At 63.2% G+C, this 24263-nt stretch carries 34 protein-coding genes and 1 tRNA gene; 28 read left to right on the plus strand and 7 right to left on the minus strand.

Annotated elements, in window-relative coordinates:
• Nucleotides 1–188: 188 nt before the first annotated feature.
• Nucleotides 189–821, plus strand: a complete 633-nt coding sequence (locus GFD25_RS07340; RefSeq protein WP_163231427.1) for a hypothetical protein — start codon at nucleotides 189–191, stop codon at nucleotides 819–821.
• A 13-nt stretch (nucleotides 822–834) separates the two neighbouring features.
• Here GFD25_RS07340 and GFD25_RS07345 read toward each other — a convergent pair whose 3' ends face one another.
• The 3 genes from GFD25_RS07345 to GFD25_RS07355 are packed head-to-tail and all read right to left on the minus strand — an operon-like array spanning nucleotide 835 to nucleotide 1473.
• On the minus strand, nucleotides 835–1035 hold the full coding sequence (locus tag GFD25_RS07345) for a hypothetical protein (RefSeq protein WP_163231429.1): 201 nt from the start codon (nucleotides 1033–1035) through the stop codon (nucleotides 835–837).
• A 1-nt stretch (nucleotide 1036) separates the two neighbouring features.
• Nucleotides 1037–1216, minus strand: coding sequence for a hypothetical protein (locus GFD25_RS07350; RefSeq protein ID WP_163231431.1), 180 nt, complete (start codon nucleotides 1214–1216; stop codon nucleotides 1037–1039).
• Nucleotides 1213–1473 carry a hypothetical protein gene (locus tag GFD25_RS07355; RefSeq protein WP_163231433.1) on the minus strand — a complete coding sequence of 87 codons (261 nt, stop codon included), beginning with the start codon at nucleotides 1471–1473 and terminating at the stop codon, nucleotides 1213–1215. The genes GFD25_RS07350 and GFD25_RS07355 overlap by 4 nt, the downstream gene beginning before the upstream one ends.
• Nucleotides 1474–1608: 135 nt before the next feature.
• Between GFD25_RS07355 and GFD25_RS07360 the strand changes: the two genes are divergently transcribed.
• Nucleotides 1609–2100, plus strand: coding sequence for a hypothetical protein (locus GFD25_RS07360; protein WP_163231434.1), 492 nt, complete (start codon nucleotides 1609–1611; stop codon nucleotides 2098–2100).
• Nucleotides 2101–2311: 211 nt separating this feature from the next.
• On the opposite strand, the gene GFD25_RS07365 is transcribed toward GFD25_RS07360, so the two are convergent.
• Both GFD25_RS07365 and GFD25_RS07370 read right to left on the minus strand, forming a co-directional pair.
• Nucleotides 2312–2467, minus strand: coding sequence for a hypothetical protein (locus GFD25_RS07365; protein WP_163231436.1), 156 nt, complete (start codon nucleotides 2465–2467; stop codon nucleotides 2312–2314).
• A 22-nt stretch (nucleotides 2468–2489) separates the two neighbouring features.
• Nucleotides 2490–3338, minus strand: coding sequence for a nucleotidyltransferase family protein (locus tag GFD25_RS07370; protein WP_163231438.1), 849 nt, complete (start codon nucleotides 3336–3338; stop codon nucleotides 2490–2492).
• A gap of 38 nt (nucleotides 3339–3376) precedes the next feature.
• Here GFD25_RS07370 and GFD25_RS07375 point away from each other — a divergent pair, with 38 nt between their 5' ends.
• The 12 genes from GFD25_RS07375 to GFD25_RS07430 all read left to right on the plus strand — a co-directional run bounded on the left by GFD25_RS07375 (nucleotide 3377) and on the right by GFD25_RS07430 (nucleotide 13922).
• Nucleotides 3377–3856 carry an ImmA/IrrE family metallo-endopeptidase gene (locus GFD25_RS07375; RefSeq protein ID WP_239512468.1) on the plus strand — a complete coding sequence of 160 codons (480 nt, stop codon included), beginning with the start codon at nucleotides 3377–3379 and terminating at the stop codon, nucleotides 3854–3856.
• 260 nt (nucleotides 3857–4116) lie between these two features.
• On the plus strand, nucleotides 4117–4278 hold the full coding sequence (locus GFD25_RS07380; RefSeq protein WP_163231441.1) for a hypothetical protein: 162 nt from the start codon (nucleotides 4117–4119) through the stop codon (nucleotides 4276–4278).
• Nucleotides 4275–4475 carry a helix-turn-helix transcriptional regulator gene (locus GFD25_RS07385; RefSeq protein ID WP_163231443.1) on the plus strand — a complete coding sequence of 67 codons (201 nt, stop codon included), beginning with the start codon at nucleotides 4275–4277 and terminating at the stop codon, nucleotides 4473–4475. The genes GFD25_RS07380 and GFD25_RS07385 overlap by 4 nt, the downstream gene beginning before the upstream one ends.
• Entirely contained in the window at nucleotides 4472–4663 is a 192-nt protein-coding gene (locus GFD25_RS07390; RefSeq protein WP_163231445.1) for a type II toxin-antitoxin system HicB family antitoxin, read from the plus strand. The genes GFD25_RS07385 and GFD25_RS07390 overlap by 4 nt, the downstream gene beginning before the upstream one ends.
• A 165-nt stretch (nucleotides 4664–4828) precedes the next feature.
• The gene (locus GFD25_RS07395; RefSeq protein WP_163231448.1) at nucleotides 4829–5998 is read left to right on the plus strand and encodes a tyrosine-type recombinase/integrase; all 1170 of its coding nucleotides are present in this window, start codon (nucleotides 4829–4831) and stop codon (nucleotides 5996–5998) included.
• Between the two features lie 323 nt (nucleotides 5999–6321).
• The gene (locus tag GFD25_RS07400) at nucleotides 6322–9465 is read left to right on the plus strand and encodes an alpha-mannosidase (RefSeq protein WP_163231451.1); all 3144 of its coding nucleotides are present in this window, start codon (nucleotides 6322–6324) and stop codon (nucleotides 9463–9465) included.
• 123 nt (nucleotides 9466–9588) lie between these two features.
• Nucleotides 9589–10569, plus strand: coding sequence for a DNA polymerase III subunit delta (gene holA, locus GFD25_RS07405; protein WP_163231453.1), 981 nt, complete (start codon nucleotides 9589–9591; stop codon nucleotides 10567–10569).
• The gene (gene tsaE / locus GFD25_RS07410) at nucleotides 10566–11141 is read left to right on the plus strand and encodes a tRNA (adenosine(37)-N6)-threonylcarbamoyltransferase complex ATPase subunit type 1 TsaE (RefSeq protein ID WP_163231455.1); all 576 of its coding nucleotides are present in this window, start codon (nucleotides 10566–10568) and stop codon (nucleotides 11139–11141) included. The genes holA and tsaE overlap by 4 nt, the downstream gene beginning before the upstream one ends.
• Before the next feature lie 90 nt (nucleotides 11142–11231).
• Nucleotides 11232–12125, plus strand: coding sequence for a tRNA (adenosine(37)-N6)-threonylcarbamoyltransferase complex dimerization subunit type 1 TsaB (tsaB, locus tag GFD25_RS07415; protein WP_163231457.1), 894 nt, complete (start codon nucleotides 11232–11234; stop codon nucleotides 12123–12125).
• Nucleotides 12125–12694 (plus strand): ribosomal protein S18-alanine N-acetyltransferase, encoded by a 570-nt coding sequence (rimI, locus tag GFD25_RS07420; protein WP_163231459.1) that lies wholly within the window; start codon nucleotides 12125–12127, stop codon nucleotides 12692–12694. The genes tsaB and rimI overlap by 1 nt, the downstream gene beginning before the upstream one ends.
• Nucleotides 12691–13734, plus strand: coding sequence for a tRNA (adenosine(37)-N6)-threonylcarbamoyltransferase complex transferase subunit TsaD (tsaD, locus tag GFD25_RS07425; protein ID WP_163231461.1), 1044 nt, complete (start codon nucleotides 12691–12693; stop codon nucleotides 13732–13734). Before rimI ends, tsaD begins: the two co-directional genes overlap by 4 nt.
• A gap of 115 nt (nucleotides 13735–13849) precedes the next feature.
• Nucleotides 13850–13922: transfer RNA gene (locus GFD25_RS07430), tRNA-Asn, on the plus strand.
• Here the strand turns inward: GFD25_RS07430 and GFD25_RS07435 are convergent.
• Nucleotides 13884–14246, minus strand: coding sequence for a helix-turn-helix domain-containing protein (locus tag GFD25_RS07435; RefSeq protein ID WP_204314825.1), 363 nt, complete (start codon nucleotides 14244–14246; stop codon nucleotides 13884–13886). The genes GFD25_RS07430 and GFD25_RS07435 overlap by 39 nt on opposite strands.
• Before the next feature lie 95 nt (nucleotides 14247–14341).
• On the opposite strand from GFD25_RS07435, the gene GFD25_RS07440 reads away from it, so the two are divergent.
• Nucleotides 14342–14578: a helix-turn-helix domain-containing protein gene (locus GFD25_RS07440; RefSeq protein ID WP_239512469.1), complete on the plus strand. Its 237-nt coding sequence runs from the start codon at nucleotides 14342–14344 to the stop codon at nucleotides 14576–14578.
• A gap of 323 nt (nucleotides 14579–14901) precedes the next feature.
• Here GFD25_RS07440 and GFD25_RS12555 read toward each other — a convergent pair whose 3' ends face one another.
• A complete protein-coding gene (locus GFD25_RS12555; protein ID WP_420837549.1) occupies nucleotides 14902–15732 on the minus strand; it encodes a GNAT family N-acetyltransferase in 831 nt (276 codons plus the stop codon).
• 325 nt (nucleotides 15733–16057) lie between these two features.
• On the opposite strand from GFD25_RS12555, the gene GFD25_RS07450 reads away from it, so the two are divergent.
• The 13 genes from GFD25_RS07450 to GFD25_RS07510 all read left to right on the plus strand — a co-directional run bounded on the left by GFD25_RS07450 (nucleotide 16058) and on the right by GFD25_RS07510 (nucleotide 24228).
• Nucleotides 16058–16345 carry a hypothetical protein gene (locus GFD25_RS07450; RefSeq protein WP_163231465.1) on the plus strand — a complete coding sequence of 96 codons (288 nt, stop codon included), beginning with the start codon at nucleotides 16058–16060 and terminating at the stop codon, nucleotides 16343–16345.
• Nucleotides 16342–16530: a hypothetical protein gene (locus GFD25_RS07455; RefSeq protein WP_163231467.1), complete on the plus strand. Its 189-nt coding sequence runs from the start codon at nucleotides 16342–16344 to the stop codon at nucleotides 16528–16530. Before GFD25_RS07450 ends, GFD25_RS07455 begins: the two co-directional genes overlap by 4 nt.
• Nucleotides 16511–16864 carry an HTH domain-containing protein gene (locus GFD25_RS07460; RefSeq protein ID WP_204314821.1) on the plus strand — a complete coding sequence of 118 codons (354 nt, stop codon included), beginning with the start codon at nucleotides 16511–16513 and terminating at the stop codon, nucleotides 16862–16864. Before GFD25_RS07455 ends, GFD25_RS07460 begins: the two co-directional genes overlap by 20 nt.
• Before the next feature lie 34 nt (nucleotides 16865–16898).
• Entirely contained in the window at nucleotides 16899–17078 is a 180-nt protein-coding gene (locus tag GFD25_RS07465; RefSeq protein ID WP_163231469.1) for a hypothetical protein, read from the plus strand.
• Complete coding sequence (locus tag GFD25_RS07470) at nucleotides 17075–17425, plus strand: hypothetical protein (RefSeq protein ID WP_163231471.1); 351 nt, start codon at nucleotides 17075–17077, stop codon at nucleotides 17423–17425. Before GFD25_RS07465 ends, GFD25_RS07470 begins: the two co-directional genes overlap by 4 nt.
• A complete protein-coding gene (locus GFD25_RS07475) occupies nucleotides 17391–17744 on the plus strand; it encodes a hypothetical protein (protein WP_163231473.1) in 354 nt (117 codons plus the stop codon). The genes GFD25_RS07470 and GFD25_RS07475 overlap by 35 nt, the downstream gene beginning before the upstream one ends.
• A complete protein-coding gene (locus GFD25_RS07480; RefSeq protein ID WP_163231475.1) occupies nucleotides 17741–17947 on the plus strand; it encodes a hypothetical protein in 207 nt (68 codons plus the stop codon). Before GFD25_RS07475 ends, GFD25_RS07480 begins: the two co-directional genes overlap by 4 nt.
• Nucleotides 17948–17951: 4 nt before the next feature.
• Complete coding sequence (locus GFD25_RS07485; RefSeq protein ID WP_163231477.1) at nucleotides 17952–19259, plus strand: helix-turn-helix domain-containing protein; 1308 nt, start codon at nucleotides 17952–17954, stop codon at nucleotides 19257–19259.
• Nucleotides 19256–19741 (plus strand): WhiB family transcriptional regulator, encoded by a 486-nt coding sequence (locus tag GFD25_RS07490; protein WP_163231479.1) that lies wholly within the window; start codon nucleotides 19256–19258, stop codon nucleotides 19739–19741. The genes GFD25_RS07485 and GFD25_RS07490 overlap by 4 nt, the downstream gene beginning before the upstream one ends.
• A gap of 159 nt (nucleotides 19742–19900) precedes the next feature.
• Nucleotides 19901–20341, plus strand: coding sequence for a hypothetical protein (locus tag GFD25_RS07495; RefSeq protein ID WP_163231481.1), 441 nt, complete (start codon nucleotides 19901–19903; stop codon nucleotides 20339–20341).
• Nucleotides 20342–20405: 64 nt separating this feature from the next.
• Nucleotides 20406–21014 (plus strand): ParA family protein, encoded by a 609-nt coding sequence (locus tag GFD25_RS07500; RefSeq protein ID WP_163231483.1) that lies wholly within the window; start codon nucleotides 20406–20408, stop codon nucleotides 21012–21014.
• On the plus strand, nucleotides 21014–21235 hold the full coding sequence (locus GFD25_RS07505) for a hypothetical protein (protein ID WP_163231485.1): 222 nt from the start codon (nucleotides 21014–21016) through the stop codon (nucleotides 21233–21235). Before GFD25_RS07500 ends, GFD25_RS07505 begins: the two co-directional genes overlap by 1 nt.
• Nucleotides 21236–21564: 329 nt before the next feature.
• The gene (locus GFD25_RS07510; RefSeq protein WP_163231487.1) at nucleotides 21565–24228 is read left to right on the plus strand and encodes a hypothetical protein; all 2664 of its coding nucleotides are present in this window, start codon (nucleotides 21565–21567) and stop codon (nucleotides 24226–24228) included.
• The last annotated feature ends 35 nt before the right edge of the window (nucleotides 24229–24263 follow it).

The raw sequence follows: 24263 nt of genomic DNA on the forward strand, positions 1-24263 counted from the left end.
AGGACCGATACCGTTCGCGCTCATTCCCGATGAGGCACCACCACACCCTACGCGCTCAAAAAACGTGAGGCACGTCGAACGTACCGGTCTCACTGCTCATCGTGATATCCTTTCGTTGAAGGTTTTTTCTTTCTTGATCGCCCGTGTTGCAGCACGGGCGATTCTCATATCCGCGTAGAATCCGCGGTATGAATGACGTGATCCGCTTCATCACCGACATATGGAACGCCATCGGCGGATGGGCGACCGTAGGAGGAGTCTGCGGCCTGATCGCGCTGCTGCAGACGAGCCATGCGAACCAGATCGCCAAGAAGGCCAACGGCATGGCTCATGAAGCCGCGCGAGACGCCAACACGGCCAACAAAATCGCAGCCGAGGCGAACCAGATAAGCGCAAACGCGAATGCGATCAGCCAACACGCACTCGACGTCAGCAAAGACCAGATTGTCTACCTCTGGGACGCTGAGTTCGACTGCGAACGCCTGGTCTGTTCCGTGGTTAACCAATGCCCGTACAAGGCCGAAGACACGGTGGTTCTGTTTTTCCACAATGAGTGCGACCTGATAGGCGGCACCGGTGCCCCGCTCAAAGTGCCCGGTTTCGGCCATCTCGACTTCCATTCGACGCTGTTCGGCGACTATCTTCGGGAAGCGGCTGCTCGGCGTCTTGAGTGGGAGGAGTCGAACGGGGACTCCGAGATGCCCGCCCTGTTCGACATTCAGATCTACGTGTCGTGGACGAGCGAGGGTGGGGTCCACCGCAGTTACCGCTTCCAAAAGTCCTTCAGCGAGATCGACAGGATCGACCGACTCGATAGGTGACCAATCACGCATCTCACGCCTCCTTGGTTTCTTTGACGGTCCGGTTGATCTGCCGGGCCAACTCCAACAACTGGGTTTTCGTCAGACCGTCGATGATGACGGCCTCGTCCGCGTTGTCGAACCAGATGCGCCAGCTGCTGGCGGTGCCGTGCCTGTCGATGCTGGCACTGTCCGTGCCGCCGTACGTGAACCGGCGGATCGGTTTCGATTTCATGTCATGCCTCCTTGGCGAGTTTCATGGTTTGGCTGGGTGTGAGTCCGTGGCTGCGTCCGATGCGGACGAGACGGGCCGGATTGTTGAGGTTTTCGGCCTTCCTGACTTCCTGCATGAGCAGGCAGTGGTTCACGTCGTGGTAGCCGGTGCCGGCGAGGTGACCGCACTCGTAGACGCTCATGCGCTCGCCTCCATTTCGGCTTGCTTGACGTCCTTGTCGGGGACGTCGGTGACTTCCGCGACTTCGCCGGGCGTGAATCCGAACGATCGGTAGAAGCCGACGATCATCGCAGGGGTCGCGATGTTCGTGCGCTTGGCCTTGCTGAGCACGCTTTCGCTGACTCCGATCGCGCCGGCGAAGGCCGCGTCGGTCTTGAGTCCGCTCATCCTTCGGCTGCGCTCGAGGAAATCGGGTTTGAATGTCATTGCCAGAGTCATCCGGCAACCTCCTTTCGTTTTGCACTCCGTGGTTTCGTTGTGCAACTAGTAATAACACTTTGCAACCGAAGATGTCAACACGCAACCGCTTCGGCGTGTCTTGACTTGCAACCGAAAGTGTTGCATAATGCAACCATGAACAAATACGAATGGCTAGAGTCCACAATTAACGAAGACACCATCGCTGAAGTTGCTCAAAAATCAGGCATCATAAAGACCACTGCATGGCGTCAGTACAACAACGATCTCGGTTTTTCTGCTGAGAACGTTATTTTGATTGCGCGCGCTTATCACAAAGATCCGGTCGAGGCGCTTGTTGCGTTCGATTATCTACGTGATGACGAGCGAGGTGTTGCGGCAGTGAGGTCGGCCCTGCATGCCGCTACCGACAAGCAGTTAATAGACGAACTTGCCAGCCGTCTTGATCGTCAGCCGGATAAACCGATCTGGAACGAACCCGTCGTCATCGAAGAACACAAACCCGCCCCCGCTCCTGCGGTCGATCCGGTCGCGCGGCGCGAGCAGGAGAAGCTGGATCAGACGCGTCGCTTCCTGCGCGAGGGCGTTGGTTTCGCCGCCAACATGGACGAGCACAAGTACGAGCACGAAGACGACCAAACCGCATAAACGTGTCGAAACCGACACGGTTAAACCAGTCATCCGGAAAAACCGGACAACTGAACCGCCGAAGATTTCTCGGCAGTTGACATGACCATTTTGCTGACCTCAACAAAATGGTCGGAAGGAGATCGACGATGATCCCGCAATCACATGACGACAACAAGAAAGCCCCGGTCGCGAAGACCGGGGCCACGAACAGTCGATGTGCGGCGATGGGTCACGCCGCCGCTGGGGTGACGTCCTTGCCGGTGAAATACCGGGAATGCGTCACGCGGATCGCGTCGAACGATTGGGAGCCGATCACGGCCAGCTCCCAGTCACCGAGATGCTTGCCCATGTCCTTGCGGAAGTCCGGATCGTTCACCGCGTCCATATACCCATTCGGACCGGGATACTCACGGACGATCCTGTCGCCCGTCCTCCGGTTGTACCGGATCACCATGCCCACCATCAGCAGCCTCCCGTCGTTGTCCTATCAGTTTGATCGCATCGTCAGACAATGCCCGAAAACGGTCGAGCTGCCGGGGATCCAAGGTCCGGTAGTAGTCGGCCGAACTGCGCAGCAGCGACACTATCAACTCCGCGACCTGAGCCATCCAGCGGTCATCCGGATGCTCCTCCAGCGTCATGGCCGCGTTGGACAGCTGCTGCATGGTGACGACAAGATCTTTGACGTTCCTGGATTCGGGGTAGCCGCCGTAGCGGATCAGCCGGCCGTACCGGTCGCCCATCGCCTCATAGCAGTTCGCCCAAGCATCCTGCAGCATGGTGCGCACCTGCACTTCGGCGAAGATGCCGCGCGGCAGCCGGACGATAACGTGCACCGCCCGATAGCCGGAATGCGGATGCTCGCGCATGTCCGACACCTGATGGTTCGGGAACAATGCGCCCACCGCATCCACGACCTGATTCTGCTGGCTGAGCGTCATGTCCGCGGTGATGCGCGCCCCGATGATGTCATGCACGCGGAACAGGGGAGTGCTGTCCTGCCGGATCAGCTTGTCGCGCAGCGTGTCCACCGTCTTGACCCGGAAGGAGATATCCGGCTGGCCGCCGATAAGCGTCGTGTAGTCGATGGCGTTCAACCGTTCCACGAGGTTCACGAGTACCTGCGAATACCAGGCGTACACCGTCGCATAGTCGAGTCCAGGCACCGAGTCGCCGCCGCGCACGATCTCGTCGCGCATCGCCTTGATCGTCGAACCCGTCCACGGCTTGGCGGGGATGTCGAAAACGTCGTCCATGCGTCGAATCCTACCAAATGCGACATAAAGGGGTTACCATGCAGGCCAAAAGCCATCGGATGATGGAGGTAAGCGCGATCCGCCTGCCGGTCGACCCGTTCCAATCGTATGGGCGGATGCGCATGGCCCTGTACGAGACCGCGCCCGGCCTGACCGTGATGAGCGATCTCCTGCCCGACAAAATGGACGGCGTGTACTGCTTGGAGACGGATACGATCCTGATCGACCGGCGCATCGACCTGACCAAGAAACGGTGCACGTTGGTGCATGAGCTCGTGCATCGCTGGTACGGGGATGATGGCGACGGGCATTACACCGCGAAACAGGAGATGCGCTGCCGGCTTGAGACGGCGCGGCTCATGGTCCGTGTGGACGACTATGCGGACGCGGAACGCATGTACGACGGCGACGCGTTCCTCATCGCCGCCGAACTCGACCGCACCGTGCAGGTGATCCGGGACTTCCAGCGTTTGCTGCGGGATGGGGTGGCGTGTCGTGGGTTGCCCGACTTGCCATAATCTACATACTGTGTTATTATATTTATGTCGGGAGGTTCCCGACAGGACAACTCAAGAGAGGAGGTGACGCGGAAAGATTGAAATGGGAGATCGCTTCGCTCGTCATCGCGGCCATCAGCCTGCTGCTGCAACTGATCGACTTCATCATCGACAAGCACGACAGACATAAACGGCCACGACACAAGAAGTAGCAACCGGGGGATTCCAGATACTCATACTATCCAGAATCTCCCGGCCTCCCCATCATCCCGCAAACCACCATGAAACACAACCTCAAAGGAATCTCCAGCCTGCTCATGGGCATCGCCACCGCCTGCGGCGCCATCGCCGGATTCACGCCGTGGACACTCGCCGTCATGGCCGTCGCCACAGGCATCCTCGGCCTCACGGCCGGCCTCGACCACAAGGACGGCCGGCGATGACCATCCGATACCTCAGCCTCACCGAGATCGCCCAGCGACTCGACGTCACCAAAGGCGCCCTCGCCCGCTACAGGCTCCCCGAACCCGACGCGCTCACCGGAACCACACGAGGATGGCTCCCCGAAACCATCGACCAATGGAACGCCCAGCGTCCCGGCAAAGGCGGCCGCCCACGCAAACAGAAAGAAACAGAATGACCCCTATCGCCAACGCCACCGCCGTCTGCACCTGCAGCGGCGGCTGGTGGGCCGTCGAAGTCCCCGAAATCCCCGGCCTGTTCATCCAGGCCCGCCGACTCGACCAAGTCGAGGAACAGGTGCGGGACGCCGCCGAAATGCTCGATACACAGATCGGCACCGTCACCATCGACCCGCAGGACGCCTAAAACAGAAAAATCCCCTCCCGCATTGCCGTGCGAGAGGGGAGAGGCCGGCGGATGCGCCAACACCCATAACCGGCAATCGAAAGCAAGCCCAGAGAAAGAAGAAAGGAGGCCGCTTCGCCCTCATCATACCGTCATCGACGACGGCACGGGCGAAGCGCACCCAAAATGGCGAACATCACCAGATACCAGACCGCGAACGGCGTACGCTACCGTGTGCGCTACAGGAAGCCCGACGGCACGCAGACCGACAGGCGCGGGTTCAGACGCAAGATCGACGCGGAGACATGGGCGGCCGAGCATGTGACCATCGCCAAGGCCGAAGGGCGCTATATTGATCCGACCGCAGGCAGGACCACCGTCGGCACGTTGTGGCCGGCGTGGATCGCCGCGAAGAAGACCCGGTGCAAGGCCAGCTACATCGACAGCCTCGAACGCGAATGGGATCATCGGGTCGAGCCGAAGTGGGGGAACCGTGAGGTCGCGTCCCTGACGCACGGCGAGATACAGGAATGGGTGAGCCTGCTGACCGCAGGCGTGCGAAAAGCCGGCGCGGAGGATGAGTGGGAGACGCCGCCCGTGAGCGCGACCGTCGTTCTGAGAGCCGAAGGCATCCTGTCCGCATTATGCCGGCAGGCCGTGCGTGACCGGCTCATCCCGGCGACCCCATGCGACGGCCTCGAACTGCCGAAGAAACGCAGGAAGGAACACCGGTATTTGACCATGGCGGAGCTCGTACGCCTGGCGGACGCGGCCGGATGGCGCCGGACCATCGTGCTCACGCTCGGCCTGACCGGCATCAGATGGGGCGAGCTCGTCGGCCTGCGCGTCGGCGACGTGGACCTCGAACACCATCGCCTGTGGGTGCGGCGGAACGCGACCGAGGTCAAAGGAGAGATCGTGGTGGATACCCCGAAGTCGGACAAATGGCGCAAGGTCGTGTATCCTGCGCTGCTCGACAGGGAGCTGCGCGCCCTGTGCGGCACCCGATCGGACGACGTGATCCTGTTCGAGGCGCGGGGTGGAGGCTGGCTGCGGCGCAAAAAGGGACCGAACGACGAATCGTCGTGGTTCTACTGGGCGCGCAAACGCGCCGGCATCAAAGGCGAGATGACCGTGCACGACCTGCGGCACACGGCCGCGAGCCTCATGATCAAAAGCGGCGCGAACGTCAAGGCCGTGCAACGCCAGCTCGGCCATACGAGCGCCGCCATGACATTGGACGTGTATGCGGATCTTTTCGACGACGACCTCGACGCGGTCGGCGAGGCGATGAACGCGCTGCTGCTGGAAAATGTGGGCAAAATGTGGGCAAGCGACACGGGCAAGGCCGCATAATCCAAGCGGCAGTAAGCGTCTCGCGCATGATGCACCGGGGTTCAATTCCCCGCGACTCCACTGTTTCGCAAGCGCCGCTCCGCAAGGGGCGGCGCTTTTTGCATATCCGGCCCCGGCGCCGGGCGTGCGTCGGCGCGTATCGTCGTGCGTCGGCGCGCGCCGCGCGAGGAGGGCGGATCGTCTGGAACACGCGCGGTTTGACTTTTCGTCCGGCAGGTCCCATCATGGTCACTAAAGCGCTTTAGTTAACGGCGTGAACCAATACGTCACCGTGACGACGGAAGCCGGCGAACCGGCAGACAAGGGAGCGAAAAGAGACGACGATGTTCCTCAAACCCGAACAGCAGCTCGAACGATGCAAGCGCGTCGTTCGTCAGCGCGTACAGCCGCACATCCACCCGAGCATAGCGAAGCTGAATGTCGAAGCCTTCGACATTCCCGGCGAGCCGATGCCCGTCGACGAGTTCTTCGCCAAGGAGCGCCGCGGCGAGATCGACTTCAAGCCGTTCTCGATCGGCAGCGAATGGGGAACCACCTGGGGCACCGTCTGGTTCCGCCTCACCGGCCGTGTGCCGGAAGGCTACCCGAACGGCAAACCGCTCGAACTGGTCCTCGACCTCGGATGGTATCCGCACTCATGCGGCGGCCATATCGAAGGCCTCGTCTACCGCGCCGACGGCACGGCGATCAAGGCCGTGCACCCGCTCAACACCTGGGTGCCGTTCATGACCGCGGACGGCAAGTCACAGGTCCCGATCGCCGAAGACGGCACGTTCACCGTCTACCTCGAGGCCGCCAGCAACCCGCTGCTGCTCGGCGTGCCGCCGTTCATCGAGACCGAACTCGGCGAGAAGGCCACCGGCAAGCCCGACGAGCCGTACGTGTTCCGTTCCGCCGACCTGACCGAATTCGACCAGCGCTACGAGGACTACTTCGTCGACCTCGACGTCGTCTCCCAGCTCATGGAATTCGCCGACAAGTCCTCGCCGCGCTACTGGCAGCTCGCCAAGGCCCTGCAGCGTTCGATCAACACGTTCGACGAGCAGCATCCCGATTCCGTCGTCGCCGCGCGCGAGCGTCTCGCCGGCGTGCTCGCCAAGCCGGCGAACGCGTCCGCCATGAACGTGAGCGCCGTCGGTCACGCGCACATCGACTCCGCATGGCTGTGGCCGGTGCGCGAGACCCATCGCAAGGTGGCCCGCACCGTATCCAACGTGCTCGCCCTCATGGACGCCGACCCCGATTTCAAGTACGCGATGAGCTCCGCCCAGCAGTACGAGTGGCTCGAGGCCGAGCACCCGGACATCTTCGCGCGCATGAAGCAGCGCATCGCCGAAGGCCGGTTCATCCCGGTCGGCGGCATGTGGGTCGAAGCGGACGGCATGCTGCCGACCGGCGAGTCGCTGATCCGCCAGATCACGTTCGGCCGCCGCTACTTCAAGGAGCATCTGGGCGTCGAACCCCGCGGCATCTGGCTGCCGGACAGCTTCGGCTACACGGGGGCATGGCCGCAGATCGCCCGTCGCGCAGGCTATGAATGGTTCCTCACGCAGAAGATCTCGTGGAACGACACCACGAAGTTCCCGCACCACTCGTTCATGTGGGAGGGCATCGACGGATCGCGCATCTTCACGCACTTCCCGCCCGCGGACACCTATGCCGCATGGTGCAAGGTCCAGGAGCTTGACTACGCCGAGAAGAACTTCCAGGACAAGGATCTCGCCGACCGCTCGCTGCTGCTCTTCGGATTCGGCGACGGCGGCGGCGGCCCCACGCGCGACATGATGGAGCACCTGCATCGCTACGAGAACCTTGAAGGCGTCTCGCGCGTGACCGTCGAAGGCCCCAACGAGTTCTTCGACAAGGCGCACGCGCAGCTCGAGGAGAACGCCGGTCCGGAAATGCCCGCATACAAGGGCGAACTGTACCTCGAACTGCATCGCGGCACGCTCACCGCCCAGCAGGACATGAAGCGCGGATGCCGCATGGAGGAGTCCCTCCTGCGTACGGTCGAATATCTCGGTGCCGCCGCGATCCTCGCCGACCCGGACTATGAGTATCCGCGCGAGGAGATGGACCGCATCTGGAAGACGCTGCTGCTCGACCAGTTCCACGACATCCTGCCCGGTTCCGCGATCGCATGGGTGCACCGCGAGGCGCGCGACAACTACCGCCGCGACCTCAAGCGTCTGGGCGAGATCGCCGAGGACATCTGCGCCGTGCTGCGTGCAAGCGACCCGGACGCCGATGTGCTGCCGGCCGCGCGCATCAGCCAGTACCGTGCCGACGGCGGCTCATGGCAGGTGCGTGCCGCGCAGCCCGTCGCCGACGCGCCGGCCACGCTGAACAGGCGTGCCGACGGCGGCGCGGAACTCGCCAACGGACTCGTCAGCGTCGTCGTCGAACCTGACGGCACCGTCTCGTCGCTGGTCGACGAGGCGAACGGCCGTGAACTCGTGCCCGCCGGTGCCCGTCTCGGCTGCTACGAACTGATGAAGGACGAGCCGGCCGTATGGGACGCCTGGGAGATCGAACGCGAATCTCTGCTCATGGCGAACGGCATGCACGGCGAAATCGTCGACGCCTGCGTCGACGGGGCGGACGCCGCGACCGTCACCGTGCGCACCGTCGAAGGCGACACGACGATTACGACGACGATCACGTTGCGTTCCGGCGCCAAGCAGCTCGACTTCCACACCGATGTCGACTGGAAGGCCCGCGAACGCTTCCTCAAGGTCGACGTACCGCTGTCCGTCGTCGCCGACCGCGCCGTATACGACTGCCAGTACGGTCTGGTCGAACGTCCGATCGTCAAGAACAGCGCGTCCGACGAAGCCAAGTTCGAAAGCAGCACGAACCGTTTCGCCATCCTGCGCGAGGCCGGATACGCGGCGGCCGTCGTCAACGGGTCGATCTACGGATCCGACGCCGCTCCGATCATCGGCGACGCGTCTCAGGGCACGGCGAACGGCACGATGTTCCGCCTGTCGCTGCTGTCCGCGCCCACCTTCCCCGACCCGCGCACCGACATCGGCCGTCACGAATACGATTGGTCCGTCATTCCGGACGCGACGATCGAACGCACCGTCGACGCCGCGTGCGCCATCAACGCGCCGACCCTGCACGACGTGCCAGCGATCGCGCCGCTCGTCTCCCTTGACGTGACCGACGGTATGGCCGTGATCGACTGGATCAAGCCGGCCGACGACGGTTCCGGCGACCTCGTCGCACGCGTCTACGAATCCGCTGGCGGCCATGCCGACGCCGTGCTGCATGTGAGCGACGTGCTGGGGGCAAACGCCACGGTCCGCGAAACCGACGTACTGGAACAGGGCGCTCCCGCCGCCGACCTGCCGGTCGCCCTGACGGGCGCGACGCATGCCGCCGACGGCGCACGGCTCCACTTCGGCCCGTACCAGTTCGCCACCCTGCGCATCTCGCGCGGCCAGGAGACGCCTATGGCCTGATCGCGAGCATCCTTCATCATCACTTGCATGACGATCGCCCCGAAACCGCGTGTTCCGGGGCGATCGTCATGTCTGTTGTGCGGCTTTGCTATGTTGGCCTAGACAACGAAGGAGCGTGAAGGCATGGCTGCACGGACATCGAAGAACGCGCCGTTCACCATCGTGTTCGGCGGAGACCCGTACCTGAACGGGCAAACGGTGCGCGACCTGCGTGACCAGGCGCGCCGGAAGCGGCCCGACGCGGAGGAGATCGAACTCGACGCCACACAGACCGACCGGTACGAATTCGACGAAGCCGTCAGCCCGTCGCTGCTCGCCGACGTCGCGATCGTCACCGTGACCAACCTGCAGAACGCCGACGACAAACTCGCCGACGCGATGGTCGCCTACTGCCGGCAAGCCTGCGACGAGCCGAACACCGCCAGCATCGTCATCTGCCAGCATGAGGGCGGCATGAAAGGCAAACGCGTCGTCGACCAGCTCGAACGGGCGGGCGCCCGCAAGGAATCCGTGGCCGATCTCAAGAAAGCGGACGCCAAACTCAACTTCACGATCGGCCGGTTCGAACGGCACCATCGCCGCGTCGACCCCGCCGCGGCGCAGCAGCTCGTCGCCGTGCTCGGCGACAAAACCGGCGAACTGGCGGCCATGTGCGACCAGCTGTGCTTCGATTTCGACGACGATCCGATCGGCATCGAGCGTGTCAACCAGTATCTGACCGGCAATCCGCAGGTCACCGGCTTCGAAGTCGCCGACACGGCCGTCGCCGGGCGAACCGCCGAGGCGATCGTGCGCATGCGTTCCGCCGTCGAACAGGGCACCGATCCGATCGCGCTCATCGGCGCGCTCGCCATGAAACTGCGCTCCATGGCCAAGGCCTCCGCCGTGCGTTCGGGCGTGATCTCGCAGGCCGAGGCCAAAATGAACCCATGGGTGCTCAAAAACGCGCAACGCCAGCTGTCCGGATGGACGTCCGACGGCATGAGCCGATGCATCCGGCTCCTCGCATGGGCCGACGAACAAAGCAAGACGAACGGCGGCGACCCCGTGTATGCGCTTGAACGGTGCATCATCGCGATCAGCAGGAAGGGAAGGGAATCATGAGCGACGCTATCACCATCAGCGTGCCGACCGACGAGGACATGCGCTCTTTGGGGGAGCGAATCGCAGGCTCCGTGCGCGGCGGCGACGTGCTGCTGCTGTCCGGTCCGCTCGGCGCCGGCAAGACCACGTTCGCGCAAGGGTTCGGCCGTGGTCTGGGCATCGGCGAGCCGATCGTCTCCCCGACGTTCACCATCGCCCGCGAACTCGACGGACGGTTCGCCGACGGTTCGCCCGCGCATCTCGTGCACGTCGACGCATATCGGCTCGGCGGCAACGACTATGCGCCCGGACAGGACGCGATCGGCCGGCTGCTCGACGAACTGGAATCGCTCGGCCTCGACGAGGAGCTTGAGGACCCGGGAGAAAACACGGTGATCCTCATGGAGTGGGGTGAGCAGATGGCCGCGGCGCTCGCGCCGGAACGGTTGGAGATCCACATCGACCGTCCGGTGCCGTCCGACGGAGGAACGACCGGGGCCGACGGCGCTATCGGCGAACTGACCAGCGACGGCACGCGCGTGGTCACGCTGGCGCCGGTCGGCGCGCGATGGGATTCGTGGACCATCGAGTGAAGGAAGACGCGCGGGACTCCTTGTTGTAGACTCGCTACAGGTTTTTCGGACGCATCGTTCGGGATCGGTCAAGTTCAAGGAGAGACACGCATGGGTTGCACGCTGGTGATCGACACGTCGTACGGTTCGACCGTGGGCATCGTGGGACGCGAGCCGATCGTCGAAACCGACTCGCGCACCCACGTCGAACGCCTGCAGGCCAACATCGCCCGCGCGGTCGGCGAGGCCGGATTCACGTCGTCCGACATCGAGACGATCGTCGTCGGACTCGGTCCCGCGCCGTTCACCGGACTGCGTGCCGGCATCGTCGCCGCCAAGGCCATCGCGTTCGCGACCGGCGCGAGACTCATCGGGCAGAACGTGCTCGAACCGCAGCACGAGATGCTGGCCGCCGTCATGAGTGACCGTGATGCGTTCGCCGGCGTCGACTTTCTGGCGGACGTGCCAAGGCTGGTATCGAACGACATGTCACGGGATCGCGACGACGCGGCCGCACAGGCGGAATACGCCGAAATCGATCGGCATGTCACTCTGTGCGTAAACGATGCGCGTCGCAAGCAGCTGTACTTCACGCTCATCCACGGCACGACCAATATGCCCGACGCCGAGGCCGACGCCAACCGCTGGATCGGCATGGACATCGACTATCCCGAACGGATCGTGGAACGCGTGAATGCGGAACTTGCCGCACGTTCCGCGTATGACGGCGTGCGATACGTCGTGGACATCGCCGGTCACGGTGCCGCCAAATACGCGGACTCATGGAAGGGATTCGGCGATACGCTCGGACATGTGGTCGACGGGTCCGTGCTGGACGCCGGCAAATCCGGCGTGGCGTTGTTCGCGTCGTGCGCGTTGACACGCGGACTGCGCGGTGACCGGGAAGTGCCCGTCGAACCGCTGTACCTGCGCCGGCCGGACGCGGAGATCCCCGCGCCTCTCAAGCACGTGCTCGGCCATGAAGGCGCGAAGAGGGCCGCCTGATGCTGATTTCCTTGGATGAGATCGATCGCGGGACGGCCGTTGCCGCCATTCGTGCGCTCGAAATCGAACTGTTCGGCAGCCACGCGTGGAGCGAAGCGTCGGTCAGGCAGGAGCTTGACGCACCGGCCCGCACATACGTGTTCGACGTCGCGGACAAACGGAATGGCGATACGGTACGACCGGCCGACGTGCGCGGATTCGCCGGCTTCTGGTACGACGGCGACGACGCGGAGATCATGGACGTCGGCGTCGGCAAGGCCCATCAGCGGCAAGGCATCGCGGCCGCAATGATGGCATGGCTGATCGAATGTGCGCGAGAACAGGGCGCACGACGCATCCTGCTGGAAGTCGGCGTCGTCAACGAGCCGGCCATCGCGCTGTACCGCCGGTTCGGCTTCGAGAACATCGGCCTGCGCAAGCGGTACTACCAGCCGGAAGGCATCGACGCACACGTCATGGCGCTGGATCTGGAGCCGCACGTCGTCGGCTTCCAAAGCGCGGACGGCGCGCATACGAGCCATTATGGCGCCGAACATACGGAACACGGGAACCACGAGGAGACGAAATGAGCGAACCGATCGTACTGGGCATCGAATCGACCTGCGACGAAACCGCCGCGGCCATCGTGCAGGGCCGCACCCTGCGCTCCAACGTCGTCGCCTCGTCCATGAACGAACACGCGCGATACGGCGGCGTCATCCCCGAAATCGCATCGCGAGCGCATGCCGAGGCGTTCGTGCCGTGCGTCTCGCAGGCGCTCGCCGACGCCGGGCTGGAACTGTCGGACGTGGACGCGATCGCCGTATCCGCCGGCCCCGGCCTTGCCGGGTGCCTCGCGGTCGGCGTCTCCGGCGCGAAGGCGCTCGCATGGGCGGCCGGCAAGCCGATCTACGGCATCAACCATGTGATCGGGCACATCGCCGTCACCCAGCTGCAGTTCGGCGCGTTTCCGCCGGACACGCTCGCGCTCATCGTCTCGGGCGGTCACACGTCGCTGCTGCACGTCGAGGACGTGGCGCGGCACATCGACGTGGTCGGCACCACGCTTGACGACGCGGCGGGGGAGTGCTTCGACAAGGTGGCGCGACTGCTCGGCTTCCCGTATCCTGGCGGCCCGCATATCGATCGACACGCGCAGCACGGCGATCCGAAGGCCATTCGCGTGCCGCAGGGACTCACGCAGGGCAAGGCCGGCGCGGCGCACCCGTACGATTTCAGCTTCTCGGGCGTCAAGACCGCCGTGGCCCGTTGGATCGAGGAACAGCAGGCGGCCGGGCGCGAGATCCCCGTGGACGACGTGTGCGCGTCGCTTGCGGACTCGGTGGCGAGCGTGCTCGCGAAAAAGGCCATGCGCGGTTGCGAACAGTACGGGTCGAAGTCGCTGATCGTGGGCGGCGGATTCTCCGCGAACTCGCAATTGCGCGCCAAACTGCTCGAATACGGCGAACGTTGCGGCGTCGAGGTGCGCATCCCGCAGATCAAGCTGTGCACCGACAACGGCGCGATGGTCGCCATGCTCGGCGTGAACCTGGTCGAGGCCGGCGTGGCGCCGTCCGCCCCCGATTTCGCGATCGACTCGGCCATGCCGCTGACCAAGATCAGCATGTGAGCCCTATCGGACGTTTCTCCGACACGCCGATATGTCGTACGATTTGCGTCGATCGCGGTAACGGATAAAATCTTTAACTCGTGCGCATCTTGCGTGTGCTCACATAAATGAACATTCCTGCGTAGCTCAGTTGGCAGAGCATCCGACTGTTAATCGGACGGTCGCTGGTTCAAGCCCAGCCGCAGGAGCTTATTTGAAGCCTCGGAATTTTCCGAGGCTTTTTTGTTACCCATTCCCTGAAGCTGTTTAAGCATCGTGTCATCCATCAGAGCATTGGCAGAAGTCCCAAGGAAGTCTGCTGCCCTCACCAAATCTGCCACTGACCACGCAATACGCCCCTTGATTTTATTGGTCATAGTGGCACCACGAATACCCATAGCAGTAGCCAAAGAGCTTTGAGACTTACCCTGCGCTGCCAGCAGCAACTTCACATTCCTAGAAATTACAGACTCGGCATAGCTGACCTCTTGGTCCATGTTCTTGGTCTCAGGCATAGACATTGTGGCCGTCATTGCTTTCTCCTTGAATTCGGCGCTTTCTTAATAACTAATGAACAGTATAGCGACACGATTTGCATTTCGTCAAAAGAAACATTATGGTATTAGTTATGAAGAAAGAAACAGACGCGAAAGGAAGTATTCGGATGAAGGAATGGTTGATGAACCAGGGTCTTTCTTATCGCGAGTTTGCGAGCATCATGGGCCAGTCGCCGTCATCGATCTGGAAAAAGATCAATGGCGAGACGGCGTGGCAGCAGAAAGACTTGCTGTTTCTTCATGACCGTTATGGCTTGTCGTCTGATTTCGTTCTGGGTCTTGATGCCCGCGAGGAGGTGTTGGTCTGATGCGTATCGCTGATGTTCAGCCGCTGGTGGATTGCTCGTGGCGTTCCGGTGAGCCGATCCCGCCGATGGATGGCTGGTATGTGGGTTGCGCGGTTCGTCCTGCCGGCGGTGCCGGTTTCGAGGGTCCTTGGCGTGCGTACCGTTACGTCGGCGCCCCCTTGACCGGCGACAACAAGCCGAAGGGGTTGACGGCGGATGTGCTGGATGCCAGCGCGGATTACGTGTTCTGCGGCGTGTTCGGTCTTCTGTCCGAGGCGTTCGCGGCGATCGACGCCGCCGGCCATTCAGATTCCGTCAACGAACCGTATGTGACCATGATTGATTCACACGAGGGAGTGAATCAATCGGCAGATGATGCCCCGCAGAACATCGAGGCCAGTGGCTCCGGTGCTGTCCAGCCAGCGGACCTGTCCAGATTGCTCGTCGGCACCACCTTTTACGGGAATCGGCCCGTACTCTCCGATGTGAATGGCCGCCCCTGTCGTCTTGCTGAGTATGCGCCAAGCCCATGCGGAGAAGCCGTCGTCCTGGGTTCGGCACATCGCGACGGGATGCGAGATGGGCGTGTTGTACTTGTCCGTGATCTGCATGACGAGTCCGACGTTCGCCTCAAGGACCGTGTGGCCGGCTTTCTCGTTGAGGCGTCTCGCCGCCATATTGGTGGGGATGCCGAGGATGACCTTAGCGTGGTGCTGTGCCGCCCAAGCGTCGCAGAACAGCTTGATCTTCAGTCCGACGCCTTCGCGCCTACGCTCGGGAATGACCGCGATCCCCTCAAGGATGGCTACGTGACTGCGGATAATCTGTGCGGCATCGTGGTCTCCGAACCTCGCGAAGTCCTGGGCTGCTATTTCGTCTGGCTCGACGAAGGCTGCGCCTATGAGGCCGTTTTTGGACCACGCCCCTATAAGCGTCGGCCTGAGCGTGCCGTCGTCATACCTGATGACTTGTGGACGGGGGCGGTTTGCTGGATGCGCGATCTGTTCGGCGAGCAGCAGCCAGACTTCTTGTGCCTCGATCTCGTTTGCCACCGGTCGGATGCCGATCCGTTCGTGCGTTGTTCCGCAGTCGACTGTCGGTCGGCGGATGAGATTCTTGAGTCTTTCCGTGATGCCGGTTCGGGAGGGGGTGGTCGGTCTAGCTGATTCGGACATCTCTGTTTGCCTCTCAATACAAGAAAATGCCGGTATCCGATTGCCGTCGGATACCGGCTGTGCGACAACGTTTCCCGAGTCGTTCGCCCTGCTGTTCTGTCCAGGATCACCGGGGTTTGCGGCTCATGCATTGTGTAGGAGTGTCATCACACATGGTTGACTTTAACAGGCTTTTCTGCGTGATTCCTGCGTCCTGTCTCAAGGCTACGCAGCAGTTCTCGCGTTTTGGACGGACATTTTCGTCACGTTTTGTTCACGTTTCGTCTCGGCGGGATCGGTGCATGATGATGCACCCGTCGAATGGCTTGCACATGGAGGTGCGCTGATGGGCGAGGTGGAGTATTGGGTTTCGCGTCGGGATCATTACCGGCGCATCGGGATCGCTGCGGCCGTGGTCGCTTTGGCGTCTTTCGTCATGGCATTCGTGCTGCTGCTGACGATCGGCTGGTTCGATCTGGCGCTGGGCGTGTGGGGCGCGCTGGTGTCCGCGTTGACGCTGCTGGCCGCGTCGATCGTGGATCGTTGGGCCGATCGGGAACGTGACGCGGCCGCCGATCTCGCCGCATTGTCCGCTCGCGGCTGCATGCCGCAGCTGGCTGGAGGTGCGCGATGAGCATGGAGATGGTGTTGGCGGTGTTGTCCATCCTGATGCTCGGTCTGTTGGCGTGCGGGTTCGTGCTGTGCGTGTGGTCGTTGTGCCGAGTATCCACGCTGCGCGATGTGGCCGAGGAACGCCTGCTCGCGAAGCTGCACGCTTCCTGCGGAAAGGAGGGGTCCCATGTCGAAGAAGGGATGTAGGAACAGCGAGTTCTCCGTGGAGGAGATGGAACGGCTCGCTGCCTTGCCCGCGGTCGAGCATGTCTCACCGACGCGCATCTACTACACGTTCGCGTTTCAGACGGAATGCATGCGCCGGTATCTCGACGGCGACCGTCCTGTCGATATTTTCCGGGATGCCGGCCTGGAACCGCGGGTGATCGGGTATAAGCGCGTTGAACGGTGTATCGACCGGTGGTGTCTTAGCCATATGAGCGATGAGGAACGTCGATTGAGGCTCAGTCGTCGCCGCTGGCACAGCACGATGGACGCGCTCGACCAGCTCGCCGCCGAAAGCCGGGAGGTGACGGCATGAGTCATCATCGGTCGTACCCGCTGGAGGGGATGTCATGATGCGTGATCTTCGGTTGGACGCCGACGCGCGTCGACTGCTGCTCTCCGCGCCGGCGGACGGCAGCCAGGATTTGTACGTGAGCGCGATGCTGGGCATCCCCCAGTCCCGTGTAGCCGGCGAACGAAAGAAACTGCTGGGACACGTTCTCGGCGACCGTGGGAACCGGAGGCGATGATGGTCGACCCGCGTGACGATTTCCGTAGGGAGTTCTCCCTGTTCAACCAACGGCTCGACCAGCTGCTGAAGGAGGAAGGCACGAGTCATGGCGGGTTCGCCGCGATGATCGGCCTTCACGCAAGCGAGGTCACATCCCGGTTCACGTACCGCACGGCATGGAAGGTACGCGACGTCAAACGCTGCGCGATGCTTCTGGACGTGTCGGTCGATTATCTGCTGGGCTTGTCTGACGTGCCGTCCCGGCTTGATGAGAACGTCCGTCCAAAAACCGACGGCGATCAACCGAAAATCAGTTCGTTCGGTTTCCTCGATGGGTTTGGAGGCGATGATGGTCAGGCCGCGTGATGATTTCCGGCGTGAGTTCGCGTTGATGAACGCGCGGATCGACCAGCTGTTGTCCGAGGAAGGGACCACGCACCGCCAGCTCGGCGAGATGATCGGAATCGACAAGGACGGGATCAATTCCCGGTTCGCCTTCCGTGTCGCGTGGAAGGCGCGTGACGTCCGACAGGTCGCGGCCGTTTTGGACGTGTCCGTGGATTACCTGTTCGGTTTCATCGATGTGCCGCGACGGCTGGGCGTGAATGTCCGTCCAAAACATCGCGGAACCGATGAATCATTTTCATCGAGTGTTGTTTCAGACGTGATCGGAGGTGACCTATGAGCCGCGAGACGGTGGAATGGGCCAGGTCGGTGGAGGGCCTTGACCCGGAGTCCCGGAAGGTGCTGCTGGGCATGGCCGCCGATGCCGATCATGACGGGCGTGTCGTGATGCGCGAGCATACGCCGGCCGGGATCGTGGAGCAGGAGTACTTCATCGGCCCCGCGCCGAAGAGGAACGCCGCGTTCTTCAAGAAGGGACGGTGATCGCATGACCACCTACACGATGGTATGGGTGCAGAAGCACGTCCACGACGTGCGCAACTCCACGAAGACCGTGCTTGCCTATCTTGCTTTCCGCGCGCATTTCGATGACGGCACCGCATCGTGGCCGTCGATCGCCACGATAGCGGCCGATTGCGGCATCGACGAGCGCACCGTGCAGCGCGCGATCAAGGAGCTGGTCGACAAGGGATACCTCGAACTCGGCCAGCAGGGGTTCAGCGCGTTCAATCCCAAGACCGGCAAGCAGGTGCGGGCGGACCGGCGCAGCGTCGTGTGGAACGTGATCCTGAAGGACTCCGGCATCGAGGCGGAGGACGTCGAGGAGACGTCCGAACGCGGCATCGTGTCCTGCGTGCGTCACGCGAGGAAGGCCGCAGCCCGTCGCGCCGCCGTTGACGAGACGTCGGACGAGGCCGGCCCGAATGGATCGGAACCGCTTCCGGACAAAATGTCACCCCGTGAAGACGTGCGTTCCGGACAAAATGTCACCCCGTGCCCGACCTCAAATGATGTGGATAACTCGGGGGTTTCGGACATTTTGTCCAAAAAACCGGACAAAATGTCACCCAATAATACAAGTAACATACATAACCCCTCTGCCCCTACGGGGCATCTCCCCGCAAGCGGGGCGACCCCGATCGAGGATGGAATTCCGCAACCGGGCGAGACGCCGATCGATCCCGACGGCTCGTATGCCGATCCCGGGTTCGATGCCGGTGCCGACGGTCCTGTCGAATGGGTCGAATCGTTCGACGATGCCGATGCCCTCGATGCCGCCATCGTGGATGCGGACGCCGTGGCCGGCCGCGTGCTGGCCTCGCTGGAGTCGCTGCGTCGTCACGAGGGACTGACCACCAGGCCGGCAAACGCCGCCGATCGTCAGGCGGTGGCCGCTCTGGCGCGTCGTCTGTCCGGCGATGGCGTGCCGTCGCCCGAGTCGCTGATGCTGGACGTGCTGGCGTACGCGACCTTGCACGACTGGCACGCTAAGCATGTGGACTCCGGCCGCAGGTTCGCCAGGGCGTTCGACTCGCTGCGCAACGACATGGCCGTGGACGATCGCAGCGCCGGCCGCCGCTGTTCCCGCGACGGCCAGTCGGCGGACGTCCGATCGCAGTCGCCCGCCGCTCCCCAGTCCCGGCCTACGCCGGTGCCGCCCGACCATCGACCGCGCACGGTCGACCCGGCACGCTCGGAACGCAACCGGCGTGATCTGGCGGCCTACGCCGCAGCGCACGGCGGCTCGTGCTTCGCGGGCAACTGGACACGAGAAGTGCGGGAGGTGGGATCATGAGCATATACGACGACGAGACGCCGCTGTGCGAACGGTTCCCGGAACCGTGGGCCGACCGCATGTGGGGTTTCGATGACGAGGACGTGGACGCGGCCGAACGGCGCGACCTGCTGCGTGCCGGCGCTCGTATCTGCGAACAGTGCCCGTTCCGCTTGGAATGCCTGGCGAAGGCGATCGTGTTGCACAGCCGTACGGGGTTGTCGGGCGGCATGTCGAAGAGCATGCGCGGCGCGATGGCCCGGATCGCGGAACGCGACGGCGTGGCCTGCCGCGACAAGACGGCCGGCAGCGACTCGGAACGCATCCGCCGCCTGATCGCATGGCTGGAACTGCACCCCGAGGCGTTCGACACGGCACGCGAAGAGGAAAGCGAACGACGCAAGGAACGCCGCCACGCGGCCGCGACTCCCAAGCATCGCGTCGGACTCGCCCGCCGCCGACCCAAGATCGCGACCTCCCCTGCCCAGCAACCGCTGTTCTGAGTCCGTCTCCGCTTTCGCCTGCGACACCGGCGGACTCCCGGCCGTGTTCCTCTTGCACGGCCGGATTCACCTACGGATATATGGATTCCCGGATTTCATGATTTCCAGATTTCCAGATTTAACGATTCCATTCAATACAGAATTCAAGGAGTGTGCATCATGATCGGATTGATGCTCTCGGCGACGTTGGCGCTGCCGTCGGCTACGCCGGAACTGCCCTTGTCCTTGCCGACGGCGGCCTACGTGTCCGTACACTTGCCGTCGCGTTCCCGCTACCGGTACGTCATACGTCGGCACGTCCGCGACGAAGACGGCCACGGCTACGGCGAGGGCACGAATCTAGAAGAGAACGGAGACGGCAACGGCACGTACGTGGACACGCTCGGCCGGCTTGTCCACTACCGTATGGCCGACGACGACCCGGACCGTCCCGAGTGCGATTCGGACGGCAACGGTACCTGGCACACGAGCGAATGCGCGGACATGCCCAGAACGACGGAAGAGAAAAGGAAGGCGGACAGGGCGGACGGACTCGCGCTGCTGGCCTTCTGTCTGGTCGGTCTCGCGATCTGCGCCGTGTGCCTGATCTCGGATGTGTGATTTCAATGTTTCTTTATTTCAAGCAATCGGGAAAACAATCAATCAAGTATTCAAGGAGTTGACGATGATTATCACATTGGCGAACGCGAAGGGCGGCGTGGCGAAGACGACGAGCGCGGTGTTTCTGGCGGCCGCGTACGCGCGGCGCTGCGAGCGGCCGGTGACGGTTTTGGATGCGGACCCGCAGGGCAGCGCGAGCCTGTGGGCCGATCTGGCCGACGAGAACGGCGAGACGATCGGCGTTACGGTGGAGGCGGCGAACGCCAGCACGCTCAAGCGGGTGCGTCGCAATCAGGATGCGGGCGTGTCGGACGTGTGCGTGGTGGATGCGCCGCCGCAGGGGCCGCTGCTGCGCACGGCCATCGAGTGCGCGGACTTCGTGATCGTGCCGGCCAGTCCCAGCCCGTTGGACTTGCAGCAGGCGTGGGCGACGTTGGCGGACGTGCCGGCCGGCAAGCCGGCGGCGGTGCTGCTGACGCGCGCCGAGACGAACACCACGGCCTACCGCGATACGGTCGCCGCCTTGGACCGTCAGGGCACGCCGTGCTTCGACGCGGTGGTGCGCAAGCGTCAGCCGCTCGCGAAGGCGATGGGTCATATGCCGGTCAAATGCTACGAGTATGCGGACGTGCTTGACGAGCTGCTGCGCGTGCTGGACGGAAGGGGCGAGTGATGCGCAATCTGGATGATGCCGCGTTCGCTCCGGCCAAACGCGCCGTGGGAGTGAAAGCCCCCGCGCCTTCCTCACCCGGTTCGGACAAGGTGATGGTGTCGCTGCGCGTGCCGGCCGATCTGCGTCGCCGCTTCTACATGCGGGTGGCCGACGAGGGACGGCGCAAGGAGGAATGCCTGGCCGAAGCATTGGAGCTGTGGCTCACGGAACACGCGGTTTGACTTGGGACGCCCTGTTTCCTGTTTTCGCGGTTTCCTGATTTCATGAAAACAGGGGGCGGAGTTCCTTGTTTCGGGATTCATTGCTTTCGTGGAGTCGTGATTTCAATAATTCAGGATTTCGTGTTTTCGTGAATGCGGGATGTCGCGCACCTGGTTTTCCGGGTGTGCGACATCCCGTTTTTATTGTCCGTTGCGCCCGGCGTGTCGGTTGGTGTTCCAACGTTTCCGTCTGTCGCGCAAGTGTCCGTCCAAAAACAGGCGTTGCCGCCGCACAGTGGGGTGTGTGTTCGCGTGGACGGCCCATGCGAAAGGAAAGCGAGGATGTACAGTTGAAGGATTCCTGGAGGAAGATCGCCGCGATGACGGCGGCGACGGCTGCCCTAGCCGGCGTGCAGCCCGCGATGATCGCCGTCGCGGACGGCGGTTCGGAAAAGGGCGTGGCCCGCATTCAGTCGGATACCGGCACGGACGCGCGCACGGATGCCACGGTGCGCGTGCTGACGGTGGCGGGCCGGAAGGTATCGTTGGGCGAGACCGATTCGGGTTGGGTGGGCCGTGTTGGCGTCGACGCGAAGAAGGACCTGCCGAAGACGGATGACCTGTTCGACGTGATCGTCGACCCGGACGGGGTGCCCGACCAGTATTCGCTCAAATATGACGCGAAACAGTCGGCGGAGTACGCGACCGCGACGGACACGCTCGGCGTGATCCACCGAGAGGGCACCATGACGTTCGTCGGCCAACGTGACCAGGACGACAAGCCGACCGTGCTGACGGTCGCATACTCGTACGACGACGGCCATGCCGCGAACGCCGACGGCCACGGATTCACCTGGAACGAAGCGAAACAGCGGTGGGAGACGTCATGGCGCGTCGACTGGGACAAGGGCCTAGCCCCGAGCCTGACCGAGGTGAGCCTTGACGATGGTTCGTCCACGTCGCCGCTGCCGGTCAAATGGAAGGTGTCGAACGACAACGGCACCCTGACCGCCACGGCGAGCATGGAAGGCACATTCTCGGACGACGCCGGGGACCACGCGTATTCGATCACCCTGGACGCGCTGCGTCCCGCGTTGCAGACACGCACCGTCACGCGCGACGGCGGGGAACCGTTGCGACTGACGGAAATGGACGGCGTGTGGACGGGAAGCATGCCCGCGGACACGAAGGGCGACGCGCCCGATTCGCTTACCGTCATAGCCGGCATGGAAGGCCAGAAGGACCGCGAATACACATTGAAGGCCGACCGTTCCGGCACGAACGCCACACAGTCCCGGCTCGGCGTGATCGCCTATTCCGGCAGCATCGCGTACGCGAACGAGTACGAACGGACCCGAGTGTCCATGCCGGTGAGCTACGAACGGGGGAAAAGCGCCGAAGCCGTATTCGACGGCCGGCAGATCGAGTTCCGGCGCGCCGACGACGGCACATGGCATGCGAACCTCACCGGTTCCCTCGACCGGTCGGACAAGCCCACCGTCGACGTGATGTCATTGAACGGGCAGGACATGAAGATCGATTGGGACAAGGACGTGAAGACCACGGTCGGCGAAGCCACCGTGATCCACAGCCTGACCGGTCACCTGTCCGGCACGATCAGCGTGGACGGCATCGAGCAGCGGTGGAGCGTGGACTTCACATCGACGCGCACCGAGGGCAGGGTCAGCGCGCTGAACGTGCTGCAACGTAACGCCGACGGATCGACCACATCGCATCCGGTCGAAGGATTCGACCCGTCGAAGACCGATTACACACTCACCCTGCCGGCAGACTCGGCCACCGGCAGCTATTCGCTCGGCTACGCGTCCGCATCCGACACGGACAAGGTGACCGAAGGCAAACCCATCGCGCCGAGCCTCGACGGGTCGACCCGCGTGCTGAAGATCACGCTGAACGGCGTCACGTACACGGTTCGCGTCGCGTTCGCCAAACCTCAGTCGCAGCCGTCGAACACGGCCGCGCGTCTCAAGGGCATCTACGTGAACTACGACGGGACCACGGGCAAAGGCACGCTGATCGAGGGCTGGAACCCCGACGTGCTCTCCTACACGCTGCACGTCCCGGCCGACGCGAAGGGCGTGTACGTGCTGCCCGAAGCGCCCGACGGGGTGAACGTGAAGGCGGCCGACGTGATCCAGTCGGGCTGGTCGACCACGCAGCGCTGGATCAGCGTCGCCGGAGACCAGTCGCGCGTCTACCAGGTCACGGTCGTGCGCGACCATGACACGCCCACCGCCGACGAGGCCTTCCAGCCCGGCAAACCGGCCGACAGCGACGGGATGACGCAGACCCAGAACCGCGCCGAAACGAATCTCGTCAGCCACGGGTGGACCGACGCCAAGGGCGCTTACCACACCGAGAACGGCGATTCATACCGCATCGAAGAGGGCGGTTCGTTCGCGTACGCATCATACGCCGGCCAGACCGTGAGCGTGTCCACCGAGAAAATCTCGCCGATGAACTACCGGTACACGCTCAGCGTGCTCGCGCCGGACGGTGCCACGTTCGCCCAGCACACGTACACGGTCACCTACATCACCGAAACGACAACGACGGCCATGCTGTCCGGCATCCTGGTCAACAACGAGCCGGTCGAAGGTTTCAAGCCGCAGGAGACGGAGTACACGGTCACGGTCGGCAACCTCGACCATTGGACCGTCGTCCCGCAGTTCGACAAGCAGTCCGGCATGAGCGTGACCACAAGCCGAGACAAGGCGACCGCAAGGATCACCGTCACCAGCGCCGACGGATTGAACAAACGCGCGTACACCGTCCACGCGAAACTCGACGCCGCCAAGGCCGGCGGCGCCGGCGCGGACGGCGCACAGCTCGACAATCTGCCATCCACCGGCTCCGCCTTCCGCCTGCCGGTGATCATGGGCGGCACATTGCTCGCGACCGGCCTTGCACTGCTGCTGACGGCAGCCTCACACATGCGATCGAACCGTCGCCGTCCCCGACACGGGGAACCGCGCCGCGCGTCCCGCGCATGACAACGCTTCCCGCGGGATGATGCGTCTCTCTCCCT

Origin of the sequence: Bifidobacterium aerophilum (assembly GCF_010667685.1) — a bacterium.
Classification (GTDB): Bacteria; Actinomycetota; Actinomycetes; order Actinomycetales; family Bifidobacteriaceae; genus Bifidobacterium; species Bifidobacterium aerophilum.